We start from the raw sequence: 19,531 nt of genomic DNA, 5'->3' as shown, positions 1-19,531 counted from the left end.
TACAGAAAGATTCCAAGAAAAACTTCACGGCCTTTCCCCGATAGAATATCGGGAAAAGGCCGTGGCATAATACTCTTTTTATTACTGTCTACTTGACAGGGAGATGACCAAGTTGGTCCTCTTTTTTAATGTAAATTCGTAATGTTTTGCAATTGCTCTTGCATTTCACGGAGCTGAACTTTTTCAGCAGTTGAAGAGTTTGCGTAAGCGGATTGCAAAGCATTTTTTGCTCTATACACGAGATCTTGTTGCTCAGTACCGCTTGAACAAGATACGGCATTTTCAACAGCATCTCTAGCTTGTTGGAATAGTAAGTTCCCCATTTAAACCCCTCCAAAAGAAGAGTTACTTCTTGCTTTTTCTGCCTCAGCTAATGTACCTCTGTACGGGAATCTTGCATCATGCTTCATAACAGCATCGGCTCCTTGTTGGATAAAACGTTTTGATTTGTTCTTTTTACCCATTCGAAAAACCCCCTTTATTTAGCTGAAAACAATCGACGCGATGTCTCATGCGTCTACTTATAGTATGGACATTTGGCAGGAAACTATAAGTAGGGAATTTTTAGATTACAACCCAAGAACCTCTTCTAAATATAAAGCAATACCATCTTCTTCGTTCGTTAACGTCGTATGGTTTGCGAGTGATTTTAATTCAGGGATGGCATTTCCCATTGCAATGCCGTGACCAGCAAATTCAATCATTTCAAAATCATTATCTTCATCACCGAAAGCGATAATTCGCTCTTGTGGAATGTTGTAATGACTAGAGATTTTTTGTAATCCAACTGCTTTATTTAATCCACTTTTCACAATTTCAATAATCGGCCAAGGTGCGCCCCATTTTCTATGGTCGATTACTTCCGCATGCATATCCGTTAAATGTTGACGAATTGCAGTGGAATGCTCGTCATGTGCATCAATTAATAAGCAAGTTGGATGATCGTTTAAAATATTTAATAAGTCTCCCGTAAAAATCTTAGGAGAGCCGAATTCGAAAATATGTTTTTTATCTTCATCAATTTCACGAACATACACATCGTCCATTACTTCCGCGTATATATTTTTTACGCCGAAATCAAAGCAAGCTCGTACAATTTCTTGCGCTGTTGCTAGCTCAAGAGGAGAGTGGTGTGTTCCCCAGCTTGAATCAAGAGGATGATGTACGTAAGCACCGTTAAAGTTTACGATAGGTGTGTTAAGAGCAAGTTCTTTATAGTAATCATAACTAGCACGGAATGGACGTCCTGTTGAAATAACAACAATATGTCCCTGTTCCTTTGCTTTTGCAATTGTATGTTTCGTTCGAGTGGAAATTATTTTGTTGTCTGTTAATAAAGTACCGTCTAAGTCTAATGCGATTAAATGTTGTTTGTTCATAATTTCACCTCTTATAATAATTTTTTTGTATCTATCTGTATTTCCGTTTTTAATATGCAGAAATAAGAGGTTAGACTTGGTGAAATCACCATAGATGGAAATTTCACTATATATCCATCTTACGTCTCAAAGTGCTGTGGTGTCTACTATTTATCGTTGGAAATCAAGAGAAGTCAACATCTTTTTAGAAAGTTCAAACAATGTTTCTTTCATTATGTACAAATTGTGAAAAGGGTTACATTGCTCGTATAATGAGGCATATAATGAATATGTAATCTTCTCGTATATGTTTGACTCTCCTTTGAAACTAGCCTAGAGTAGGTTGGTTTCTTTTTTTCTACAAGTAGGAAAGAAATCCCTGCTTACGCTCGTGTCATTCATATATATGTACAAGAATGAGATGTAGTACTGTTTCCTAAACATGACAGAAAAGCTTTCTTTTAAAATGGATATACTAATGAGGCAAGACGTCATGGAAGGAGAATGAAGATGGGACAAAATCGCAGGTTTCGTTCTGGACAAAAAGCGCCGAATGATGGCATTTACGTAGAAATTGGTGAAACGGGAAGTATGGTGAAAGATCCGCAAATGGTGAAATTAACTGCCGGTGAAAAGTTTCCGGATAACACGAATCATAACCGCCAGTGGACATATAAAAGAAAACCGTAACAGGAGCCGCAATCGTTATTGCGGCTTTTTTGTCGTCACACATTGTAATTTCATTTACCGTATTTTTTTAGCAGTATAATGAATGCTCTCTTTTTCTTTTTCCAATAATAAGTTTGAAAATACATAATCAAAATTATTGTATAAAAAAGTCAGTTGGCGTATAATCAAATCAAAGGTCAAAGAAAGTCAAACTTTTGGAGGGCTGTAAAGATGGACTTAAATCAAATGACAACAAAAACACAAGAGGCGATTATGAGTGCCCAATCTTTAGCGGTATCTCATCATCACCAAGAGGTGGATACTGTTCATCTATTACTTGCATTATTAGAAGAGCAAGATGGATTAGCAGTACGTATATTTCAAAAAATGAATGTTGATATAGAAGCAATAAAGCAAGGTGCAGAAAGTTTAATTAAAAAGAAACCTTCTGTAACGGGGAGCGGTGCAGAAGTTGGAAAACTGTATGTAACGAGCGCTCTGCAACAACTGCTTGTAAGAGCAGGGAAAGAGGCAGAAAAACTGCAGGATGATTATATTTCAGTAGAACATGTATTGCTTGCTTTTTCTGAAGAAAAAGGCGATATAAATCAATTATTTACAAGATTGCATATTACGAAAGATAACTTATTACAGTCTTTAATGACAGTTCGGGGGAATCAAAGAGTGACTAGTCAAAATCCAGAAGCAACTTATGAGGCGTTAGAAAAATATGGTCGTGATTTAGTAGCGGAAGTGAGAGCAGGGAAAATTGATCCTGTAATCGGACGGGATAGTGAAATTCGACGTGTAATCCGTATTCTTTCACGTAAAACGAAAAACAATCCTGTTTTAATTGGGGAGCCAGGTGTTGGTAAAACAGCAATCGTTGAAGGGCTAGCACAGCGTATTGTGAAAAAGGATGTACCTGAAGGATTGAAAGATAGAACGATTTTTGCGTTAGATATGAGTGCGCTCGTAGCTGGTGCGAAATTCCGTGGTGAGTTCGAAGAGCGTCTGCAGGCTGTATTAAATGAAATAAAAAAGAGTGAAGGACGCATTTTATTATTCATTGATGAACTTCATACAATAGTTGGAGCTGGTAAAACAGAAGGTGCGATGGATGCAGGAAATATGTTAAAACCGATGCTTGCGCGTGGTGAACTGCATTGTATTGGAGCGACGACGCTCGATGAATATCGCAAATATATTGAAAAAGATCCAGCGTTAGAAAGACGTTTCCAACAAGTATTAGCAGAAGAACCAACTGTTGAAGATACAATCTCAATTTTACGTGGATTAAAAGAACGCTTTGAAATTTATCACGGTGTAAATATTCATGACCGTGCGATTGTAGCAGCATCAGTTTTATCAGATCGATATATTTCAGATCGCTTCTTACCTGATAAAGCGATTGACCTTGTTGACGAAGCGTGTGCAACAATTCGTACAGAAATCGATTCTATGCCAACAGAATTAGATGAAGTAACGCGCCGCATTATGCAGCTGGAAATTGAAGAAGCGGCTCTTGGAAAAGAAACGGATCGTGGTAGCCAAGAGCGTCTAAAAACATTGCAACATGAATTATCGGATTTAAAAGAAGTTGCAAGTGGTATGAGAGCGAAATGGGAGAAAGAAAAAGAAGACATTCACAAAGTTCGTGACTTACGTGAACATTTAGAACGTCTGCGCCGTGAATTAGAAGAAGCAGAAGGTAATTACGATTTAAATAAAGCAGCCGAACTTCGTCACGGGAAAATTCCAGCAATTGAAAAAGAGTTAAAAGAAGCGGAAGAAATGGGTGCGCATAATAAACAAGAAAATCGTTTATTACGTGAGGAAGTAAGTGAAGAAGAAATTGCAGATATTGTTTCACGCTGGACTGGTATTCCTGTTGCTAAACTTGTTGAAGGCGAACGCGAGAAATTATTACGCTTAGAGCAAATCTTATCAGAGCGTGTCATTGGACAAGAGGAAGCAGTAAGCTTAGTGTCAGACGCGGTTCTTCGTGCTCGCGCTGGTATTAAAGATCCGAACCGCCCGATTGGTTCTTTCATCTTCTTAGGACCAACAGGTGTTGGTAAAACAGAACTTGCAAAAACGTTAGCACAGTCTTTATTCGATAGTGAAGAGCAAATGATTCGCATTGACATGTCTGAGTATATGGAGAAACACGCAGTGTCACGCTTAATTGGTGCGCCTCCTGGATATGTAGGATATGAAGAAGGTGGTCAATTAACAGAAGCGGTAAGACGTAAACCATATTCCGTTGTTTTATTAGATGAAATTGAAAAAGCACATCCAGAAGTATTCAACATTTTATTACAAATGTTAGATGATGGACGCATTACAGATTCGCAAGGTCGTACAGTGGACTTTAAAAATACAGTTATTATTATGACTTCAAATATTGGATCTGCTCATTTACTAGATGGATTAGAAGAAAATGGTTCGATTAAAGAGGAATCAAGAGACCTTGTAATGGGGCAATTAAGAGGACATTTCCGCCCTGAATTTTTAAACCGTGTTGATGAAATTATTTTATTCAAACCTCTTACAACGAATGAAATTAAAGGCATTGTTGATAAAATTGTAAAAGAACTACAAGGTCGTCTAGCTGACCGTCACATTACAGTAGAATTAACAGATGCAGCAAATGAATTTGTTGTAGAAGCTGGTTTCGACCCAATGTACGGAGCTCGTCCATTAAAACGATACGTACAACGTCAAGTGGAAACGAAATTAGCACGAGAATTAATTGCAGGAACAATTACTGACAATAGTCACGTAGTTGTTGATGTAGAAAATAACGAACTAGTCGTTCATGTGAAATAAAAATAAAAAAGAGTTCGGATAAAATCCGGACTCTTTTTTTAGTGTTGTTCTACTGGCTCGTTTGGAATTACAGCTGAAATTGCTAGTACTAACACAGCAAGAACAACTGAGAAAATAGACGCTTGGTTAAAGTCGTATGTACCGCCAGTCATAGAGCCGATTACATAGCTCATCATATGTACAAGTAAGAACGACCAAATTAATGCCCAAATGAAACGCATATTTTACACCTCTATTCGTTCAATCTGTCCTTATTGTAACACAATTGAAAAAAGAATATAGAAAAATATTTGTAGATTTTTCAACGCAAATTTGCATTCCGTTCATACATTATAAAAGAGTGGTTTTATATGTTTAGAAAATAAGGCGGGGGAAAAATGAGTATTACGGAACGTTTTTTTTACTTAGAAAAAGAACCATGTGTCATTTATTTACCGGAGAAGCCAAATGGATTTTCTGTTATGCTCCTCGGTGATTATAACTACTTTATTGAGAATGGTACAAGTTTATGGACACAGCATGCGGGTAGATCTTATTTTTTACATGGCCTTATTGAGCAAGGCTACACGGTCTTTTCTTCTAATTTATACGGAAGACATTGGGGAAACGACCAATCTGTTCGTCTAGCAAAACGTTTATATGACGTTGTGTTGAGAAAAGAGACATTGAATGCGAAAATGCACATTATGGCAGATGGTATGGGAGCACTTGTAGCACTCGAAATGATGAACAAATACCCTGAGTGTATACGCTCTGTCATTATGTTAAATCCGTGTTTAGATTTACCAGAATATGTGGAGTTTGAAAAAGAGCATAAGTTTTTTTACAAGAGACTCGTGAAGGAATTAAGTTTGGCGTATGATGCCAAAGAAGAAGAATTAGAATCAAAAATAAATAAGAAATCATTTACGCTTCTTCCATCTTGTGTACCGGTCAAAGTTTTCGTATCAACCCAAGAAAAAAGAGGAAGAAAACAGCAATTGCGTAAATATGAGAAAATGAGGCAATTCAATCAATGTGATACTTCTGTCTTGTTCCATCTGCAAGATGTGAAATATAAAATGGTTAGGCAAACGACCGATTTCTTTAAAAAATATGAAGAAGAATTGTGAAGCTCCCATATACATAAATGAGGAGCTATTTGTTTCAGAGGGAAAGGGTTGGTGGTATGGAACGCGTGCTGATAATAGGTGCACTTACGTTTGTAGGTTATCACCTTGTAAATAAAATGATTGAAGAAGAAGTGGAAGTATATGGTCTTGATTTTGATGAATTCGATAGTATGACCAAAATTAATGAAGAGAAGTTATTATTAATTGGGCGAAATGCATTATTTACGTATTATTCGATAAGAGATGAAGATGGATGGAGATCAGTAGAGGAAGAGAGCTTCGATACTGTTTACTTTTGCTTATATGAGCCAAATCAGCAAAGTGGATTTCGGAATGAAAGAGTCATATTACAATATTTAAAGCGAATCATAAGAATGTGTGAAGAACAAAAAGTGAAGTTAAATTTAATTTCTTCTATTGAAGTAGGTAGTACAGATGAATCAGAAAATAAGCGCCTATTTTTGAAAGTAGAAGAAGGATTGAAGAAAGGGAATTTACAATATAGTGTATTTCGAGTTCCTACATTATATGGACCGTGGCAACCATCTTTTATGATGTATCATCAGCTCATTTTATCAGAATTAGACGAGAAAGAGTGCCGTTGTACGAGTGAGGAAAAAGGAAGTGATTTACTTTACATTGAAGATGTATGTGAATACTTATGGGAACATGGAACGAGCGGGGCGCATCTTGGTATATACAATTTACTTAGTGGTAAACAGTCATTATGGGAAAAAGGTATGAATCTTTTACGCGCGGATGATAAAGTAAATCAAAATAATAACGAAGTAAGAGATGAGGCTATCGAAGTAATTTCGATAAAAAGAAATACTCCGTTAGAATATGGTTTAAATAAGCAACTGGCACACATGAAAAAATATAAAGAGTTATACGAAGAGTAGCACGCGTGTTACACTATTGTATGTGAAAGTTTTAATGGAGAGGAAGAGCATAATATGAACGAAAAAAGCATGCAGTTTTTACAAATCGCAATGAAGCATTTACCGGAAGCAAAGGCAATTTTAGATGATAATGGAATTGCACTTGATATGGAGAAGGCACAGCCGGTGTTAGAGTTGTTAATGAAAGTTATGAATGAAGCTTATGAGCTTGGGAAAGCAGATAAAGAATAAAAAGCATCTTTTTAAGATGGAAGAGAGGCCCGAACCGTGAATAGAAGCGGTTTGAGTCTTTTTATATTTGAGAGGTATGTTTCTGTTTCTTTTAATGAAAAATAACGTGAATAATGCGTTAGCTTTCTGTTTTATGCGAAATATATTCTAGACAAAAATACATTTATGTTTTAAAATTAGTACCAAGTCATAATAATTGATATAAAACGGAGGGCTGCGATGTGAACGTGGGCATTTTAGGGATCGGAAGATATGTGCCAGAAAAAGTAGTCACAAATCACGATTTAGAGAAAATAATGGAAACATCCGATGAATGGATTCGTACGAGAACGGGAATTGCAGAAAGACGCATTGCCGATGATACAATAGATACTTCATATATGGCCGTAGAGGCTTCTAAAAAAGCACTTGAAGATGCAGGAATTAACGGAGAGGATATCGACCTTATTTTAGTAGCAACAGTAACACCAGATCGTGCTTTTCCAGCAGTTGCTTGTGTAATTCAAGAAGCGATTGGAGCGAAACAGGCAGCTGCAATGGATGTAGGTGCAGCATGTGCTGGTTTTATGTACGGAATGATTACAGCGCAGCAATTTATTCAAACGGGAACTTATAAAAATGTATTAGTAGTTGGTAGTGATAAACTATCTAAAATTGTAGACTGGAACGATCGAAATACAGCAGTATTATTTGGAGACGGAGCCGGTGCTATCGTAATGGGAGCTGTTTCAGAAGGTAAAGGTGTTCTATCTTTTGAATTAGGAGCAGACGGAAGTGGCGGCAAGCATCTTTATCAAGACGAGTATGTTATGATGAATGGCAGAGAAGTGTTTAAATTTGCCGTTCGTCAACTTGGTGATTCTTGTCTTCGCGTTTTAGATAAAGCTGGTCTTACGAAAGAAGATGTGGATTTCTTAGTACCGCATCAAGCAAACATTCGTATTATGGAATCTGCAAGAGAGAGGTTAAATTTACCACAAGAAAAAATGAGTATGACAATTGAGAAGTTCGGTAATACATCAGCTTCTTCAATTCCGATTGCAATGGTAGAGGAATTGCAAAACGGACGTATTCAAGACGGTGATTTAATTATACTTGTTGGTTTTGGTGGCGGATTAACATGGGGAGCAGTTGCTCTTCGTTGGGGTAAATAAGGACTGAGAGAAAAAAGGAGTGTATTTTGTATGGAAAAAAAGAGGGTCGTAATTACAGGACTAGGGGCTGTTACACCGGTCGGAACAGATGTTGAAACAGCATGGGAAAACATTAAAAAGGGTGTATCTGGAATTGGGCGACTTACAAGAATTGATCCAGAACTATTTCCAGCAAAAGTAGCAGCGGAAATTAACGACTTTGAAGTCGAGAAATATATTGATAAAAAAGAAGCGCGCCGTATGGATCGCTTTACACAATATGCAGTGGCAGCAGCGAAAATGGCAGTTGCAGACGCAAAGCTTGAAATTACAGAAGAAAATGGACCTCGAATTGGTGTATGGATTGGATCTGGTATTGGCGGTATGGAAACATACGAAGAACAATTTAAGATTTTTACTGAGAAAGGCCCACGCCGCGTGAGCCCATTCTTCGTGCCGATGATGATTCCAGATATGGCAGCAGGTCAAGTATCAATCGCAACAGGAGCAAAAGGAATTAACACTTGTTCTGTGACGGCTTGTGCATCTGGTGCAAACTCAATTGGTGATGCATTTAAAGCAATTCAGCGTGGTGATGCTGATGCAATGATTACAGGCGGAGCAGAAGCGCCGCTAACAAGTATGGCATTCGCAGGATTTAGCTCAGCGAAAGCATTAACATTTAATGAAGATCCAGCAACGGCTTGCCGTCCATTTGATAAAAACCGTAGCGGTTTCGTAATGGGTGAAGGTTCAGGTATTCTAATTCTTGAAGAATTAGAGCACGCATTAGCGCGCGGTGCTCACATTTACGCGGAAATTGCTGGTTATGGTGCAACTGGAGATGCGTTCCATATTACAATGCCTGCTCCTGGTGGTGAAGGCGGAGTGCGTGCAATGCGTCAAGCTTTAGCTGATGCAGGCCTACAGCCAGAAGATATTGATTACATTAATGCGCATGGTACAAGTACGGATGCGAATGAAAAATATGAAACGATGGCAATTAAAGAAACTTTCGGTGAGCACGCGTATAAAGTAGCGATTAGCTCAACGAAATCAATGACAGGTCACTTATTAGGAGCAGCTGGTGCTGTTGAAGCGATTTTCTCTATTAAATCAATTACAGACGGAGTAATTCCTCCAACAATTAACTATGAGACACCAGATCCAGAATGTGACTTAGATTACGTACCGAATCAAGCGAGACACCAAGAAGTAAATGCAGTATTAAGTAACTCATTAGGATTCGGTGGTCATAACGCAGTGTTAGTATTTAAATCGTATAAATAATAGATGAAATAAGGAGTTTTTTCGTAATATATTGCGAAAAAACTCCTTATTTATTTTTACGCCTTTTTCTCCTGTAGCATATACATAAGAAAAAAGGAGGGATAAAGATGGGGATTGTTGAAACAGCTGAATGGCTACATTTATATTATGGGCGGCCAGAAAAACTTTGTGAGAAATTTACGAAGTATATTCCGTTGCCAAAAGAAAGATTGTATCGCTTTTTAATTTCAAAAGGGATGTATCGCCCAATCATGCGCGGAGAAAAGGAAATTAAAGAATTAGAGGAAAAGGAAATTTGGAAAGAATTGAGCCTGGAGTATGATAAACTGAAAAATTGGTTAAAAGGTCCAGATGTCCCTGTCTTTATTTTATTATCAGATTCCTATAATCGAACTGTACAAGAAGAGTATAACGGTAGGGCTGGATTATCTATGCGTCATGTTATTTTCTTATTCGTATGTGGGCGGAATTCGGTAGAAGAATTAAAAGTGTTATTGGCGCATGAATATCATCACATATGCAGGTTACATCAAATTGAGATGAAAGAAACAGAATATACATTACTTGATACGATGATTATGGAAGGGCTAGCTGAGCAGGCAGTAACAGAAAGGTATACAGAAAAAAACAATGCACCGTGGACGGCGTATCTTTCAAAAGAAGAAGCTATTTATTATTGGAAAAATGTTGTACATGAAAGAATAAGTATAAAACGAGGAACAAGGGAACATGACATCGTATTAAATGGCTTTCACTCTTATCCGAAGATGCTTGGCTATGCGCTTGGATTTCATATTGTCAAAGATTGTGTAACTTTGGAAGGAGAAGATACACTTTCTTTATTATCTATAGATGCAAAAGAAATATTGAATAAAGCAAATGCATTTCATATATAAAAAACAGGAGTTCTATTTCCTGTTTTTTTATTATTAATAGAAGAAAAAATAATAATTAGAATATATTTCCTCAAGTGGAATAAAGTTAAGCAAAAATGAACATAATGATTGGTACAAACAGTAGTGAAGTGAGGGGTAGTGAATGTTATATCTACATGATGTATGGGTAAATTGGTTTGAAGGTGAAGAAAATGGGTATAACGTTTGTCATTTTTACGAATGGCGGAAAGATGATACGATTGAGCTATTAGATCAAGTGCCATTATTAAAAGTAGATGCCACATTATATCATTACATCGAGAACGAATTGTTAGAGCTTCCGCAAAAAATGCTGGAAGACGTACATCATAAGGCTTATATTCGTAAAAATCATGAACGTTTGCAGCAAGAGTATTGCTTTGTTGTTACAGATGGAAAAGGAATTATTGCGATTGACACAATTGGTTACAATGTACCAATTCGTAAAAGCAGACTTATACCACGCCAAGAGCAGATGGTATATGAGATGGTAGAAAACGTAAAAGCAGAAAAGTATGAGTTCCAAGTAGAAGAAACAGAAAAAGAACATCACATTTTATCACCATCGCCTTTCATTATGAATGGCTTGACTCGTAAAGAAAGACAGCTAAAACAATTATTATTTATGGCGTTAGATCAATTACATACAACGAAAAATACAGCAGAGATTCGCTATTGGTACACAGAGTGGGATCCATCAGCATATGGAACGGTTCAACATATGGAGTTCGAGGATATTTGGGCTAGACTGTATGATGAAGCGAAAGCTGGCTGGTCTGAGAAACATGAACAATTATGTGAGCGTCTTGTAAAAGGACAGCCATTTTTTGAAAAGTTATGGGAAATGGAAAATGAGCAAAAGGTAAATTAAAAAAACCGCCGATTGGCGGTTTTTTTAATTTGTTGTAATCCAGCTCCAGCGGCAAGAATGTTCGGTGGCTTCGCGCCTTCCTGCGAGGCAAAAAGCGCCTCTACGTCAGGAGCTCCATCCCCCTCACATTCTAAGCGAGCCGCTTCCGCTTTATATGAAATCCAGCTCCGGCAGCAAGCTCTTCGTGTCTAAGGTTCTTCCGCATAAGAAGACAAAAAGCGTCTTCTATGCGAAAGAACCTTAGCCAGTCAGAGCTGAACGAGCTGCCTCCGCTTTATATGTTACCTACGTTTTCTGCTTAGTCCCATTGCGTTTTCTACTTTGCGTAGTTGTTTGAATGCAACGCGGTTTGCTTTTTCTGCACCTTTGTCTAGAATTTCGTCTAGTTCTGGTGAATTGATTAGTTCGTTATATTTGTCTTGGATTGGACGAATTGCTTCTACGACTACTTGCGCTAGGTCGCCTTTGAAGTCGCCGTATCCTTTTCCTTCGTACATTGCTTCAATTTCTTCAACTGTTTTTCCGGAGAATGAAGAGTAGATTGTTAATAAATTAGAGATACCAGGTTTGTTTTCCTTATCAAATTTCACGATACCTTCAGAGTCAGTTACAGCACTCTTAATTTTCTTTTCAATTGTTTTTGGCTCATCAAGCATACTGATCATTGATTTTGGATTTGGATCAGATTTACTCATTTTTTTCGTAGGTTCTGTTAATGACATAACGCGAGCTCCTACTTTTGGAATACGAATTTCAGGCATTGTGAAGATTTCGCGGTAACGTTTGTTGAAACGCTCTGCTAAGTCACGTGTTAATTCGATATGTTGCTTTTGGTCATCACCAACCGGCACGATTTCAGTGTTGTAAAGTAAAATATCAGCAGCCATTAATGGTGGATACGTAAGTAATCCAGCTGGAACTGAATCTCTACCAGAAGCTTTATCTTTATATTGCGTCATACGCTCTAATTCTCCAACGTAAGCAACAGATTGCATAATCCATCCTAGTTGAGCGTGTGCTGGTACTTCTGACTGTACAAATAAAGTAGCTTTTTCAGGATCGATGCCGCATGCCACATAAAGTGCAGCAAGACTGCGGATGTTTTTACGAAGCCCGACGGGATCTTGAGGCACTGTAATCGCATGTTGGTTTACAATACAGAAATAACAGTCGTGTTCATTTTGAAGCTCTGTAAACTGCTTCATTGCTCCTAAATAGTTTCCAAGTGTAATCGTTCCACTTGGCTGAATACCAGAAAAGATAACTGACATAAGTAATTCCTCCTAAAATTGAATGTGTGATGTGGGGAAGAGAAGGCAAACAAAAAAGCCCATTCATCCCAAAAACTATAGGGACGAATGGACCGCGGTACCACCCTAATTATTTCACTACTGTGAAATCTCTCTAATCCATAATAACGTTAGGATATAACGCCAAAGCCTACTACTTTCGGTTCGGTTTGGTGCTCAAAAGCCCATTCCATACTGTACAATTACTTGTTCACACCAACCACAAGCTCTCTGAAATTGCCTCAATATGTACTCTTCTTTATCATCGCATACATATAAATTTATTTATTGTTACTTGAGCTCTTTTAATATGAAAGAACTAAAGTTTTATAACAAAATGTTTTGCTGATTATTATATCATATGGGATAGTGTTTGCAAACTACATCAAAATAGTAAAGCTAATGAGGGTCGAGAACAACCCAAGAACGATACCTGTAATACAAATCGGATATGTCCATTTGAATGAATATGTTTTATAAATACGTTCTTTTTTATCTGTAGGTTCCTCGACTTCTTCAATTAAAGAGTCAATCTTTTTGTTCGTACCAAATACTCTCTGGAAAGCATATAGAGTTACATTGAAAAACCCATTTTGAAATATGAATAAAAAACCACCTATCAGAATAAAAAATAGCGCGATATAAAACGAGATGTTGACAAAGTTCAACAAAAATTGAGATGAAATGAGGAATGCAGCAATACTAGAAGCAATCATCGCTATAAAAATTAGTATACAAGTATGAAAAAAAACTTTATTCAAAATATTCCCCTCCGTCAAAATATTACTAGAATTATTATACTATAAAAGCTATAATATGTACTAGGATTAATTTTTTGAAAATTATACGCAATTAAAGGTCTGATTTTAAGATGATGGTAGCAATGTTAATGTATCCCTTTACGAAAAATTAAAAATATAAATATTTTATTAAAAATTTTAACAAAAAAACAAAAAACTATATTCACAATCGTCTTATTATATGTATAATGAAAATTGTAGAAACTTGGAGATTATTCTTTCAATTCTACTTTTTAACAAGTGAGGGTACAGGAAGTGCAATTAGGGGAGGCAACACAACATGAAGAAAAAGATACCGTTATTACTTGCATCAACTTTAACTGCAAGTATGTTGCTTAGCGCGTGTAGCTACCAAAAAGATGACGCAAAAGCAAAAGGGAAAGAGAACGCTACGAGTAGTAGTAACGGAAAACAGATTCTTAATTTAACAGAGTTATCTGAAATTCCGTCAATGGATGCATCATTAGCATCTGATTCTTCATCTTCTACAGCATTAAATAATACGATGGAAGGTTTATATCGTATTGGCAAAGATCAAAAGAGAATGCCTGGAGTTGCAGAAGATGTCGAAAAGCTAGATGATGGGAAGAAATACATATTTAAATTAAGAAGAGATGCGAAATGGTCGAATGGGGAACCTGTAACAGCTAAAGACTTTGTGTATTCATGGAAAAGAGCAGTAAATCCAGATACAAAAGCAACGTATTCGTACATTATGTTCGATATTAAAAATGCAGAGAAAATTCATAAAAAAGAATTACCTGCTGACCAATTAGGTGTAAAAGCTATTGATGATTATACATTAGAAGTAGAATTAGACAATCCCGTTCCTTACTTTATCGATTTAACAGTTTATCCAGTATTTTACCCACTAAATGAAAACTTTGTAAAAGTACAAGGTGATAAATTTGGTTTAGAGGCAAATACAACATTATATAACGGTCCATTCGTTATGAGTGATTGGAAACATGAACAAAGTTTCCAATTCAAGAAGAATCCTTCATATTGGGATAATAAAACGGTTAAAATCGAAGAAATCAACTTTAATATTGTAAAAAATACAGCAACTGATGTAAATTTATATGAGACAAACGCGATTGATCGAGCGGCTTTAACGTCTGAATTTGTTGATAAGTTTAGAAAAAGCCCAGAGTTCCAAACAAGAAAAGAAGCAGGGGTTGCTTACTTAAGATTTAATCAAAGTAATCAGTACTTAAGTAATAAAAACTTAAGAAAAGCAATTTCAATGTCCTTTGACCGTGATAACATTGCAAAAGTTATTTTAAATAACGGTGCAATTGGAGCTTACGGCTTTGTTGGAAAAGATTTCGCTGAAGGTCCGAATAAAAAGGATTTCCGAGCTGAAAATGGAAAGCTAGTTGAAACAAATCCAAAAGAAGCGAAAAAGCTTTGGGAAACAGCGAAGAAAGAGCTTGGAACTGATAAAATCGAACTAGAATTCTTAAACTTTGATAATGAAGATGCTAAAAAAGTTGGGGAATTCTTAAAAGGTGAGATGGAAAAGAACTTACCAGGTTTATCAATTAAAATTAAACAGCAACCATTCGCACAAAAAAATAAATTAGAAGATTCTCAGCAATATGATATTGCGTTTGGTATTTGGGGACCAGATTTCCCAGATCCAATCTCATATTTAGATATGTTTGTTACGAATGGTTCTCAAAATAAAACAGGGTATTCTAATCAGAGATATGATGAGTTAATCCTAAAAGCTAAAACAGATACAAAAGATTTACAAGCTCGCTGGGACAACCTTCTAGAAGTAGAGAAGATGTTAATTAAAGAGGATGCAGTTATCACTCCAATCTTCCAAAAAGGTTCAGCGTATGTAGTAAAAGGTGCCGTAAAAGATATTATCCCAATTAACTATGGTGGTAAATTAACTTACAAATGGGCATCTATTGAACAAAAATAATCTTTTTTTTCCATCGTTTACAAGGGTATATGCTTATGATGGGCATATGCTCTTATTTTAAAAAAATAAAAGTAAGAATATTTTAAACTATCTTATTGCTTTTGAGAAAAACGGGGAGGTGCTTGACTATGGGACGTTATGTATTAAAACGTTTCGTGTACATGGCTTTGACATTATTTTTAATTACTACACTGACTTTCTTTTTGATGAAATTACTTCCGGGTTCTCCGCTTAAAAACCAGGAGAAGCTATCACCGGCACAAAAAGAAATCATTCTTGAAAAATACGGATTGAATGATCCGGTACCAGTTCAATACGCACGTTACTTAGGTAACTTAGCAAAAGGTGATTTAGGGGTATCATTCCAATATGATAACCGCCCAGTAACAGACATGATTGTGGATCGTATTGGACCATCAGCCCAATTAGGTTTACAAGCGATTATATTAGGAACATTTATCGGTTTAATTTTGGGTATTGTTGCCGCACTTCGTAATAATACGTGGGTAGATTATAGTGCAACAGTTATTTCGGTACTCGGAATGTCGGTACCATCATTCGTATTTGCCGCATTACTGCAATATTTCGTAGGGGTAAAACTTGGCTGGTTCCCAGTAGCATTCTGGAAAGGGCCAGAGTTTACTGTAATGCCTACAATTGCATTATCGATGGGAGTTATCGCAACAATCGCACGTTTCTCTCGTGCAGAGTTAATTGAAGTTATGCAAGCCGATTACATTTTAACAGCGAAAGCGAAAGGAATTAGCCAAGGCGTTATTATTGTTAAACATGCACTTCGTAACGCGTTAATTCCAGTTGTAACAATTTTAGGACCAATGGTTGCGGCATTAATTACAGGAACACTTGTTATCGAGCAAATTTATGCTGTACCAGGACTTGGGGAACAATTCGTTAAATCGATTACTTTAAATGACTATACAGTTATTATGGGAACTACGATTTTCTATAGTGCGATTTTCATTTTAGTTATTTTCATTGTCGATATTTTATACGGAATTATTGATCCTCGTATTCGTTTAGCGGGAGGGAAAAAATGATGAAAGATGCACAAAAATTATCTCCAGATTTATTTCAACAAGCCAATCAAAATAATGTTGATAATGAAGTCATTGCCCGTCCAAGCTTAACGTTTTGGCAAGATGTAAGAAGACGTTTATTCCAACATAAAGGTGCGATGCTTGGACTTGTATTATTAGTTATCATTGCGCTATTAGCGATTTTTGGACCGACGGTAAGTAAACATTCGTATAAAGAGCAAGATTTAGGTCGTGCGAAATTACCACCAAAAATTCCAGTTATTGAAAATGTTCATTGGTTACCATTTGACGGTACAGATCAATATGGTGTTGACCAGTATGAAAAACGTGATATTAAAGAGTACTTCTGGTTTGGTACAGATGATCTTGGCCGTGACTTATGGACAAGAACATGGGAAGGTACACGCGTATCATTATATATCGCTCTTTTAGCGGCAGCAATTGACTTAGTAATTGGGGTTGCATACGGAGGTATTTCAGCATTCTACGGCGGTAGAGTAGATAATATTATGCAACGTATTATGGAGATTATTAACGGTATTCCATACTTAATCATCGTTATTTTAATGGTAATCATTATGGGATCTGGTATTTGGTCAATTACACTCGCGATGGCGATTACAGGTTGGATAGGGATGTCGCGAATTGTTCGTGGACAAATCTTAAAGTTAAAAAACCAAGAATATGTATTAGCATCTCGTACATTAGGTGCAACAAATACACAATTAATTGTGAAACATTTAATTCCAAACGTAATGGGACCTATTATCGTAATGACAATGTTTACAATTCCATCAGCGGTGTTTGGTGAAGCGTTCTTAAGTTTCATCGGTTTAGGGATTCAGCCACCATTTGCGTCACTAGGTTCTCTTGTAAATGATGGTTATAAATCTATTCAAACGTATCCGCATATGATGTTCATCCCTGCGGTTGTCATCAGTATATTAATTTTAGCATTTAACTTAATGGCAGACGGATTACGCGACGCGTTAGATCCAAAAATGCGTAAGTAAAAGAGGGGAGAGGCAAAGATGAAAACATTGTTAGAGGTAAAAGATTTACAAGTCTCCTTTGATACACATGCAGGTGAAGTACAAGCTGTACGCGGCGTTACTTTTGATTTGAAAAAAGGAGAAACATTGGCGATTGTAGGAGAATCTGGTTCAGGGAAATCAGTTACTTCTAAAGCGTTAATGGGATTAATTCCGAATCCTCCTGGACGCATTAAAAATGGTGAAATCGTATTTGAAGGTCGTGACTTAACAAAATTAACAGAAAAAGAAATGCAGCAAGTACGCGGTAAAGATATTGCGATGATTTTCCAAGATCCAATGACATCATTAAATCCAACGATGACAATTGGAAATCAAATTATGGAAGGTCTAATTAAACACCAAGGGATGAGTAAAGCAGATGCACGTAAAGTTGCTTTAGAATTAATTGACCTTGTAGGTATTCCAAATCCAGAAGCTCGTTTAAAACAATATCCTCACCAATTCTCAGGTGGTATGAGACAGCGTGTAGTTATTGCGATGGCGTTAGCTTGTAACCCGAAATTATTAATTGCCGATGAGCCGACAACAGCGCTAGACGTTACGATTCAGGCGCAAATTTTAGAACTTATGAAAGACATTCAGCAAAAAACAGAAGCAGCAATCATTTTTATTACGCATGACTTAGGTGTAGTAGCAAACGTTGCGGACCGAGTGGCAGTTATGTACGCTGGTAAAGTTGTTGAAATTGGAACTGTAGATGAAATTTTCTACAATCCGAAACATCCATATACTTGGGGTTTAATCGCATCTATGCCAAGTTTAGATGGTTCAGAAGAAGAGTTATATGCAATCCCTGGAACGCCTCCAGATTTATTGAAGCCGCCGAAGGGAGATGCTTTTGCACCACGTAACCCACAGGCACTGAAAATTGACTTTGAAATGGACCCACCTTTATTTAAAGTAAGTGATACACACTATGCGGCAACTTGGTTACTTCACGAGCAAGCTCCAGAAGTAAAACCGCCGGCAGTCGTTGAAAGACGCATTCTTCAAATGAAAGCAGGTGAACAACATGACTAAACAACGTGAGAAATTAATTGAAGTAAAAAATGTAAAGCAGCACTTCGACGTGAGTGGTGGTGTTGTCAAAGCGGTTAATGATATTTCATTTGATATTTACCGCGGAGAAACATTTGGTCTTGTAGGAGAATCGGGTTGTGGTAAATCGACAACTGGAAGAACAATTATTCGTTTATATGATGCAACTGCTGGTGAAGTATTGTTCGATGGTGAAAATGTACATGGTAAGAAATCACGCGCAGAACTGAAGAAATTCAACCGTAAAATGCAAATGATTTTCCAAGATCCATACGCATCATTAAATCCTCGTATGACAGTAGGGGATATTATCGCAGAAGGTATTGATATTCACGGATTAGCGAAAAGTAAAAAAGAGCGCATGGACCGTGTTCATGAACTATTAAACACAGTTGGTTTAAATAAAGAGCACGCAAACCGTTTCCCACACGAATTCTCAGGTGGACAACGTCAGCGTATCGGTATTGCTCGAGCGCTTGCTGTAGACCCAGAATTTATCATTGCCGATGAGCCGATCTCAGCACTGGACGTATCGATTCAGGCGCAAGTTGTAAACTTACTGAAAAAGCTACAAAAAGAAAAAGGTTTAACATACTTATTCATCGCCCATGATTTATCAATGGTAAAATACATTAGTGACCGTATTGGTGTAATGTATCGTGGCCAAATCGTTGAGTTAACAACAAGTGATGAATTATATGCGAATCCAATTCATCCATATACGAAATCACTATTATCAGCGATTCCACTTCCAGATCCAGATTATGAGCGCAATCGTAAACGTATCGTATATGATCCATCGCAGCATGATTACGGTAGCGAAGTGCCAACAATGCGTGAAATTCGCCCAGGACATTTCGTACTATGTTCTGAAGCGGAGTATAAGAAATATAAAGAGATTTATCAATAAGAAAAAGAGCCATTCTTCTGTTATGAAGTGACCCCCGAAAGTTAGACAGGTCGTTTCATTAGGCAGCCTCTAGGGTATGAGCCCGGTATTGTACTGGGCTCATACCCTTTAATTTTGCCTTAATTCTTTTATG

21 protein-coding genes and 1 other annotated feature are annotated in these 19,531 nt (G+C 37.0%); of the genes, 15 read left to right on the top strand and 6 right to left on the bottom strand.

The window, feature by feature from the left end; all coding sequences use genetic code 11:
- On the top strand, positions 1-70 hold a 70-nt coding region (locus tag MR143_RS33630), incomplete at its 5' end, for an IS3 family transposase (protein ID WP_325782447.1).
- 55 nt (positions 71-125) lie between these two features.
- Here MR143_RS33630 and MR143_RS31680 read toward each other — a convergent pair.
- From MR143_RS31680 to MR143_RS31670, 3 genes are all read right to left on the bottom strand, one after another.
- Positions 126-323, bottom strand: a complete 198-nt coding sequence (locus tag MR143_RS31680; RefSeq protein WP_000527407.1) for a DUF3813 domain-containing protein — start codon at positions 321-323, stop codon at positions 126-128.
- Positions 324-464, bottom strand: a complete 141-nt coding sequence (locus tag MR143_RS31675) for a hypothetical protein (protein WP_000516816.1) — start codon at positions 462-464, stop codon at positions 324-326.
- Positions 465-569: 105 nt separating this feature from the next.
- The gene (locus MR143_RS31670) at positions 570-1,379 is read right to left on the bottom strand and encodes a Cof-type HAD-IIB family hydrolase (protein ID WP_001041231.1); all 810 of its coding nucleotides are present in this window, start codon (positions 1,377-1,379) and stop codon (positions 570-572) included.
- Between the two features lie 489 nt (positions 1,380-1,868).
- Between MR143_RS31670 and MR143_RS31665 the strand changes: the two genes are divergently transcribed.
- Together MR143_RS31665 and clpB are read left to right on the top strand one after the other, a co-directional pair.
- On the top strand, positions 1,869-2,048 hold the full coding sequence (locus MR143_RS31665; RefSeq protein ID WP_000531421.1) for a YjzC family protein: 180 nt from the start codon (positions 1,869-1,871) through the stop codon (positions 2,046-2,048).
- Positions 2,049-2,258: 210 nt separating this feature from the next.
- Positions 2,259-4,859 (top strand): ATP-dependent chaperone ClpB, encoded by a 2,601-nt coding sequence (gene clpB / locus MR143_RS31660; RefSeq protein ID WP_089149408.1) that lies wholly within the window; start codon positions 2,259-2,261, stop codon positions 4,857-4,859.
- A 38-nt stretch (positions 4,860-4,897) separates the two neighbouring features.
- On the opposite strand, the gene MR143_RS31655 is transcribed toward clpB, so the two are convergent.
- Complete coding sequence (locus MR143_RS31655; RefSeq protein WP_199717713.1) at positions 4,898-5,080, bottom strand: YjzD family protein; 183 nt, start codon at positions 5,078-5,080, stop codon at positions 4,898-4,900.
- A gap of 156 nt (positions 5,081-5,236) precedes the next feature.
- Between MR143_RS31655 and MR143_RS31650 the strand changes: the two genes are divergently transcribed.
- From MR143_RS31650 to MR143_RS31620, 7 genes are all read left to right on the top strand, one after another.
- On the top strand, positions 5,237-5,971 hold the full coding sequence (locus tag MR143_RS31650; protein WP_000028713.1) for a lipase family protein: 735 nt from the start codon (positions 5,237-5,239) through the stop codon (positions 5,969-5,971).
- A gap of 29 nt (positions 5,972-6,000) precedes the next feature.
- On the top strand, positions 6,001-6,873 hold the full coding sequence (locus MR143_RS31645; RefSeq protein WP_002163889.1) for an NAD-dependent epimerase/dehydratase family protein: 873 nt from the start codon (positions 6,001-6,003) through the stop codon (positions 6,871-6,873).
- Positions 6,874-6,927: 54 nt separating this feature from the next.
- Positions 6,928-7,104: a ComZ family protein gene (locus MR143_RS31640; protein WP_001986215.1), complete on the top strand. Its 177-nt coding sequence runs from the start codon at positions 6,928-6,930 to the stop codon at positions 7,102-7,104.
- Positions 7,105-7,325: 221 nt separating this feature from the next.
- Complete coding sequence (fabH, locus tag MR143_RS31635; RefSeq protein ID WP_001100544.1) at positions 7,326-8,258, top strand: beta-ketoacyl-ACP synthase III; 933 nt, start codon at positions 7,326-7,328, stop codon at positions 8,256-8,258.
- 30 nt (positions 8,259-8,288) lie between these two features.
- Positions 8,289-9,527, top strand: a complete 1,239-nt coding sequence (gene fabF / locus MR143_RS31630; RefSeq protein ID WP_000412656.1) for a beta-ketoacyl-ACP synthase II — start codon at positions 8,289-8,291, stop codon at positions 9,525-9,527.
- 107 nt (positions 9,528-9,634) lie between these two features.
- The gene (locus tag MR143_RS31625) at positions 9,635-10,423 is read left to right on the top strand and encodes a DUF2268 domain-containing putative Zn-dependent protease (protein ID WP_199717712.1); all 789 of its coding nucleotides are present in this window, start codon (positions 9,635-9,637) and stop codon (positions 10,421-10,423) included.
- Between the two features lie 142 nt (positions 10,424-10,565).
- Positions 10,566-11,312 (top strand): YjbA family protein, encoded by a 747-nt coding sequence (locus MR143_RS31620; protein WP_000966124.1) that lies wholly within the window; start codon positions 10,566-10,568, stop codon positions 11,310-11,312.
- A 281-nt stretch (positions 11,313-11,593) separates the two neighbouring features.
- Here MR143_RS31620 and trpS read toward each other — a convergent pair whose 3' ends face one another.
- Together trpS and MR143_RS31610 are read right to left on the bottom strand one after the other, a co-directional pair.
- A complete protein-coding gene (gene trpS / locus MR143_RS31615) occupies positions 11,594-12,583 on the bottom strand; it encodes a tryptophan--tRNA ligase (protein ID WP_000110982.1) in 990 nt (329 codons plus the stop codon).
- A gap of 76 nt (positions 12,584-12,659) precedes the next feature.
- Positions 12,660-12,876: a binding site (T-box leader), on the bottom strand.
- Between the two features lie 105 nt (positions 12,877-12,981).
- Positions 12,982-13,362 carry a DUF3899 domain-containing protein gene (locus MR143_RS31610; RefSeq protein WP_001044996.1) on the bottom strand — a complete coding sequence of 127 codons (381 nt, stop codon included), beginning with the start codon at positions 13,360-13,362 and terminating at the stop codon, positions 12,982-12,984.
- Between the two features lie 319 nt (positions 13,363-13,681).
- Here MR143_RS31610 and MR143_RS31605 point away from each other — a divergent pair, with 319 nt between their 5' ends.
- The 5 genes from MR143_RS31605 (at position 13,682) to MR143_RS31585 (ending at position 19,398) form a co-directional block, all read left to right on the top strand.
- Positions 13,682-15,337 carry a peptide ABC transporter substrate-binding protein gene (locus tag MR143_RS31605; protein ID WP_000727222.1) on the top strand — a complete coding sequence of 552 codons (1,656 nt, stop codon included), beginning with the start codon at positions 13,682-13,684 and terminating at the stop codon, positions 15,335-15,337.
- Between the two features lie 128 nt (positions 15,338-15,465).
- A complete protein-coding gene (gene opp3b / locus MR143_RS31600; protein WP_000534167.1) occupies positions 15,466-16,395 on the top strand; it encodes an oligopeptide ABC transporter permease in 930 nt (309 codons plus the stop codon).
- Positions 16,392-17,408, top strand: coding sequence for an oligopeptide ABC transporter permease (gene opp3C, locus MR143_RS31595; RefSeq protein WP_242281268.1), 1,017 nt, complete (start codon positions 16,392-16,394; stop codon positions 17,406-17,408). Before opp3b ends, opp3C begins: the two co-directional genes overlap by 4 nt.
- An 18-nt stretch (positions 17,409-17,426) precedes the next feature.
- Complete coding sequence (locus MR143_RS31590) at positions 17,427-18,470, top strand: ABC transporter ATP-binding protein (protein WP_000854347.1); 1,044 nt, start codon at positions 17,427-17,429, stop codon at positions 18,468-18,470.
- Entirely contained in the window at positions 18,463-19,398 is a 936-nt protein-coding gene (locus tag MR143_RS31585; protein ID WP_000166347.1) for an ABC transporter ATP-binding protein, read from the top strand. The genes MR143_RS31590 and MR143_RS31585 overlap by 8 nt, the downstream gene beginning before the upstream one ends.
- The last annotated feature ends 133 nt before the right edge of the window (positions 19,399-19,531 follow it).

It is taken from the genome of Bacillus cereus group sp. BfR-BA-01347 (genome assembly GCF_022663835.1).
GTDB lineage: Bacteria > Bacillota > Bacilli > Bacillales > Bacillaceae_G > Bacillus_A > Bacillus_A thuringiensis_K.
Note: the sequence above shows the minus strand (reverse complement) of the source record. Positions and strands in the feature narration are given on the sequence as shown.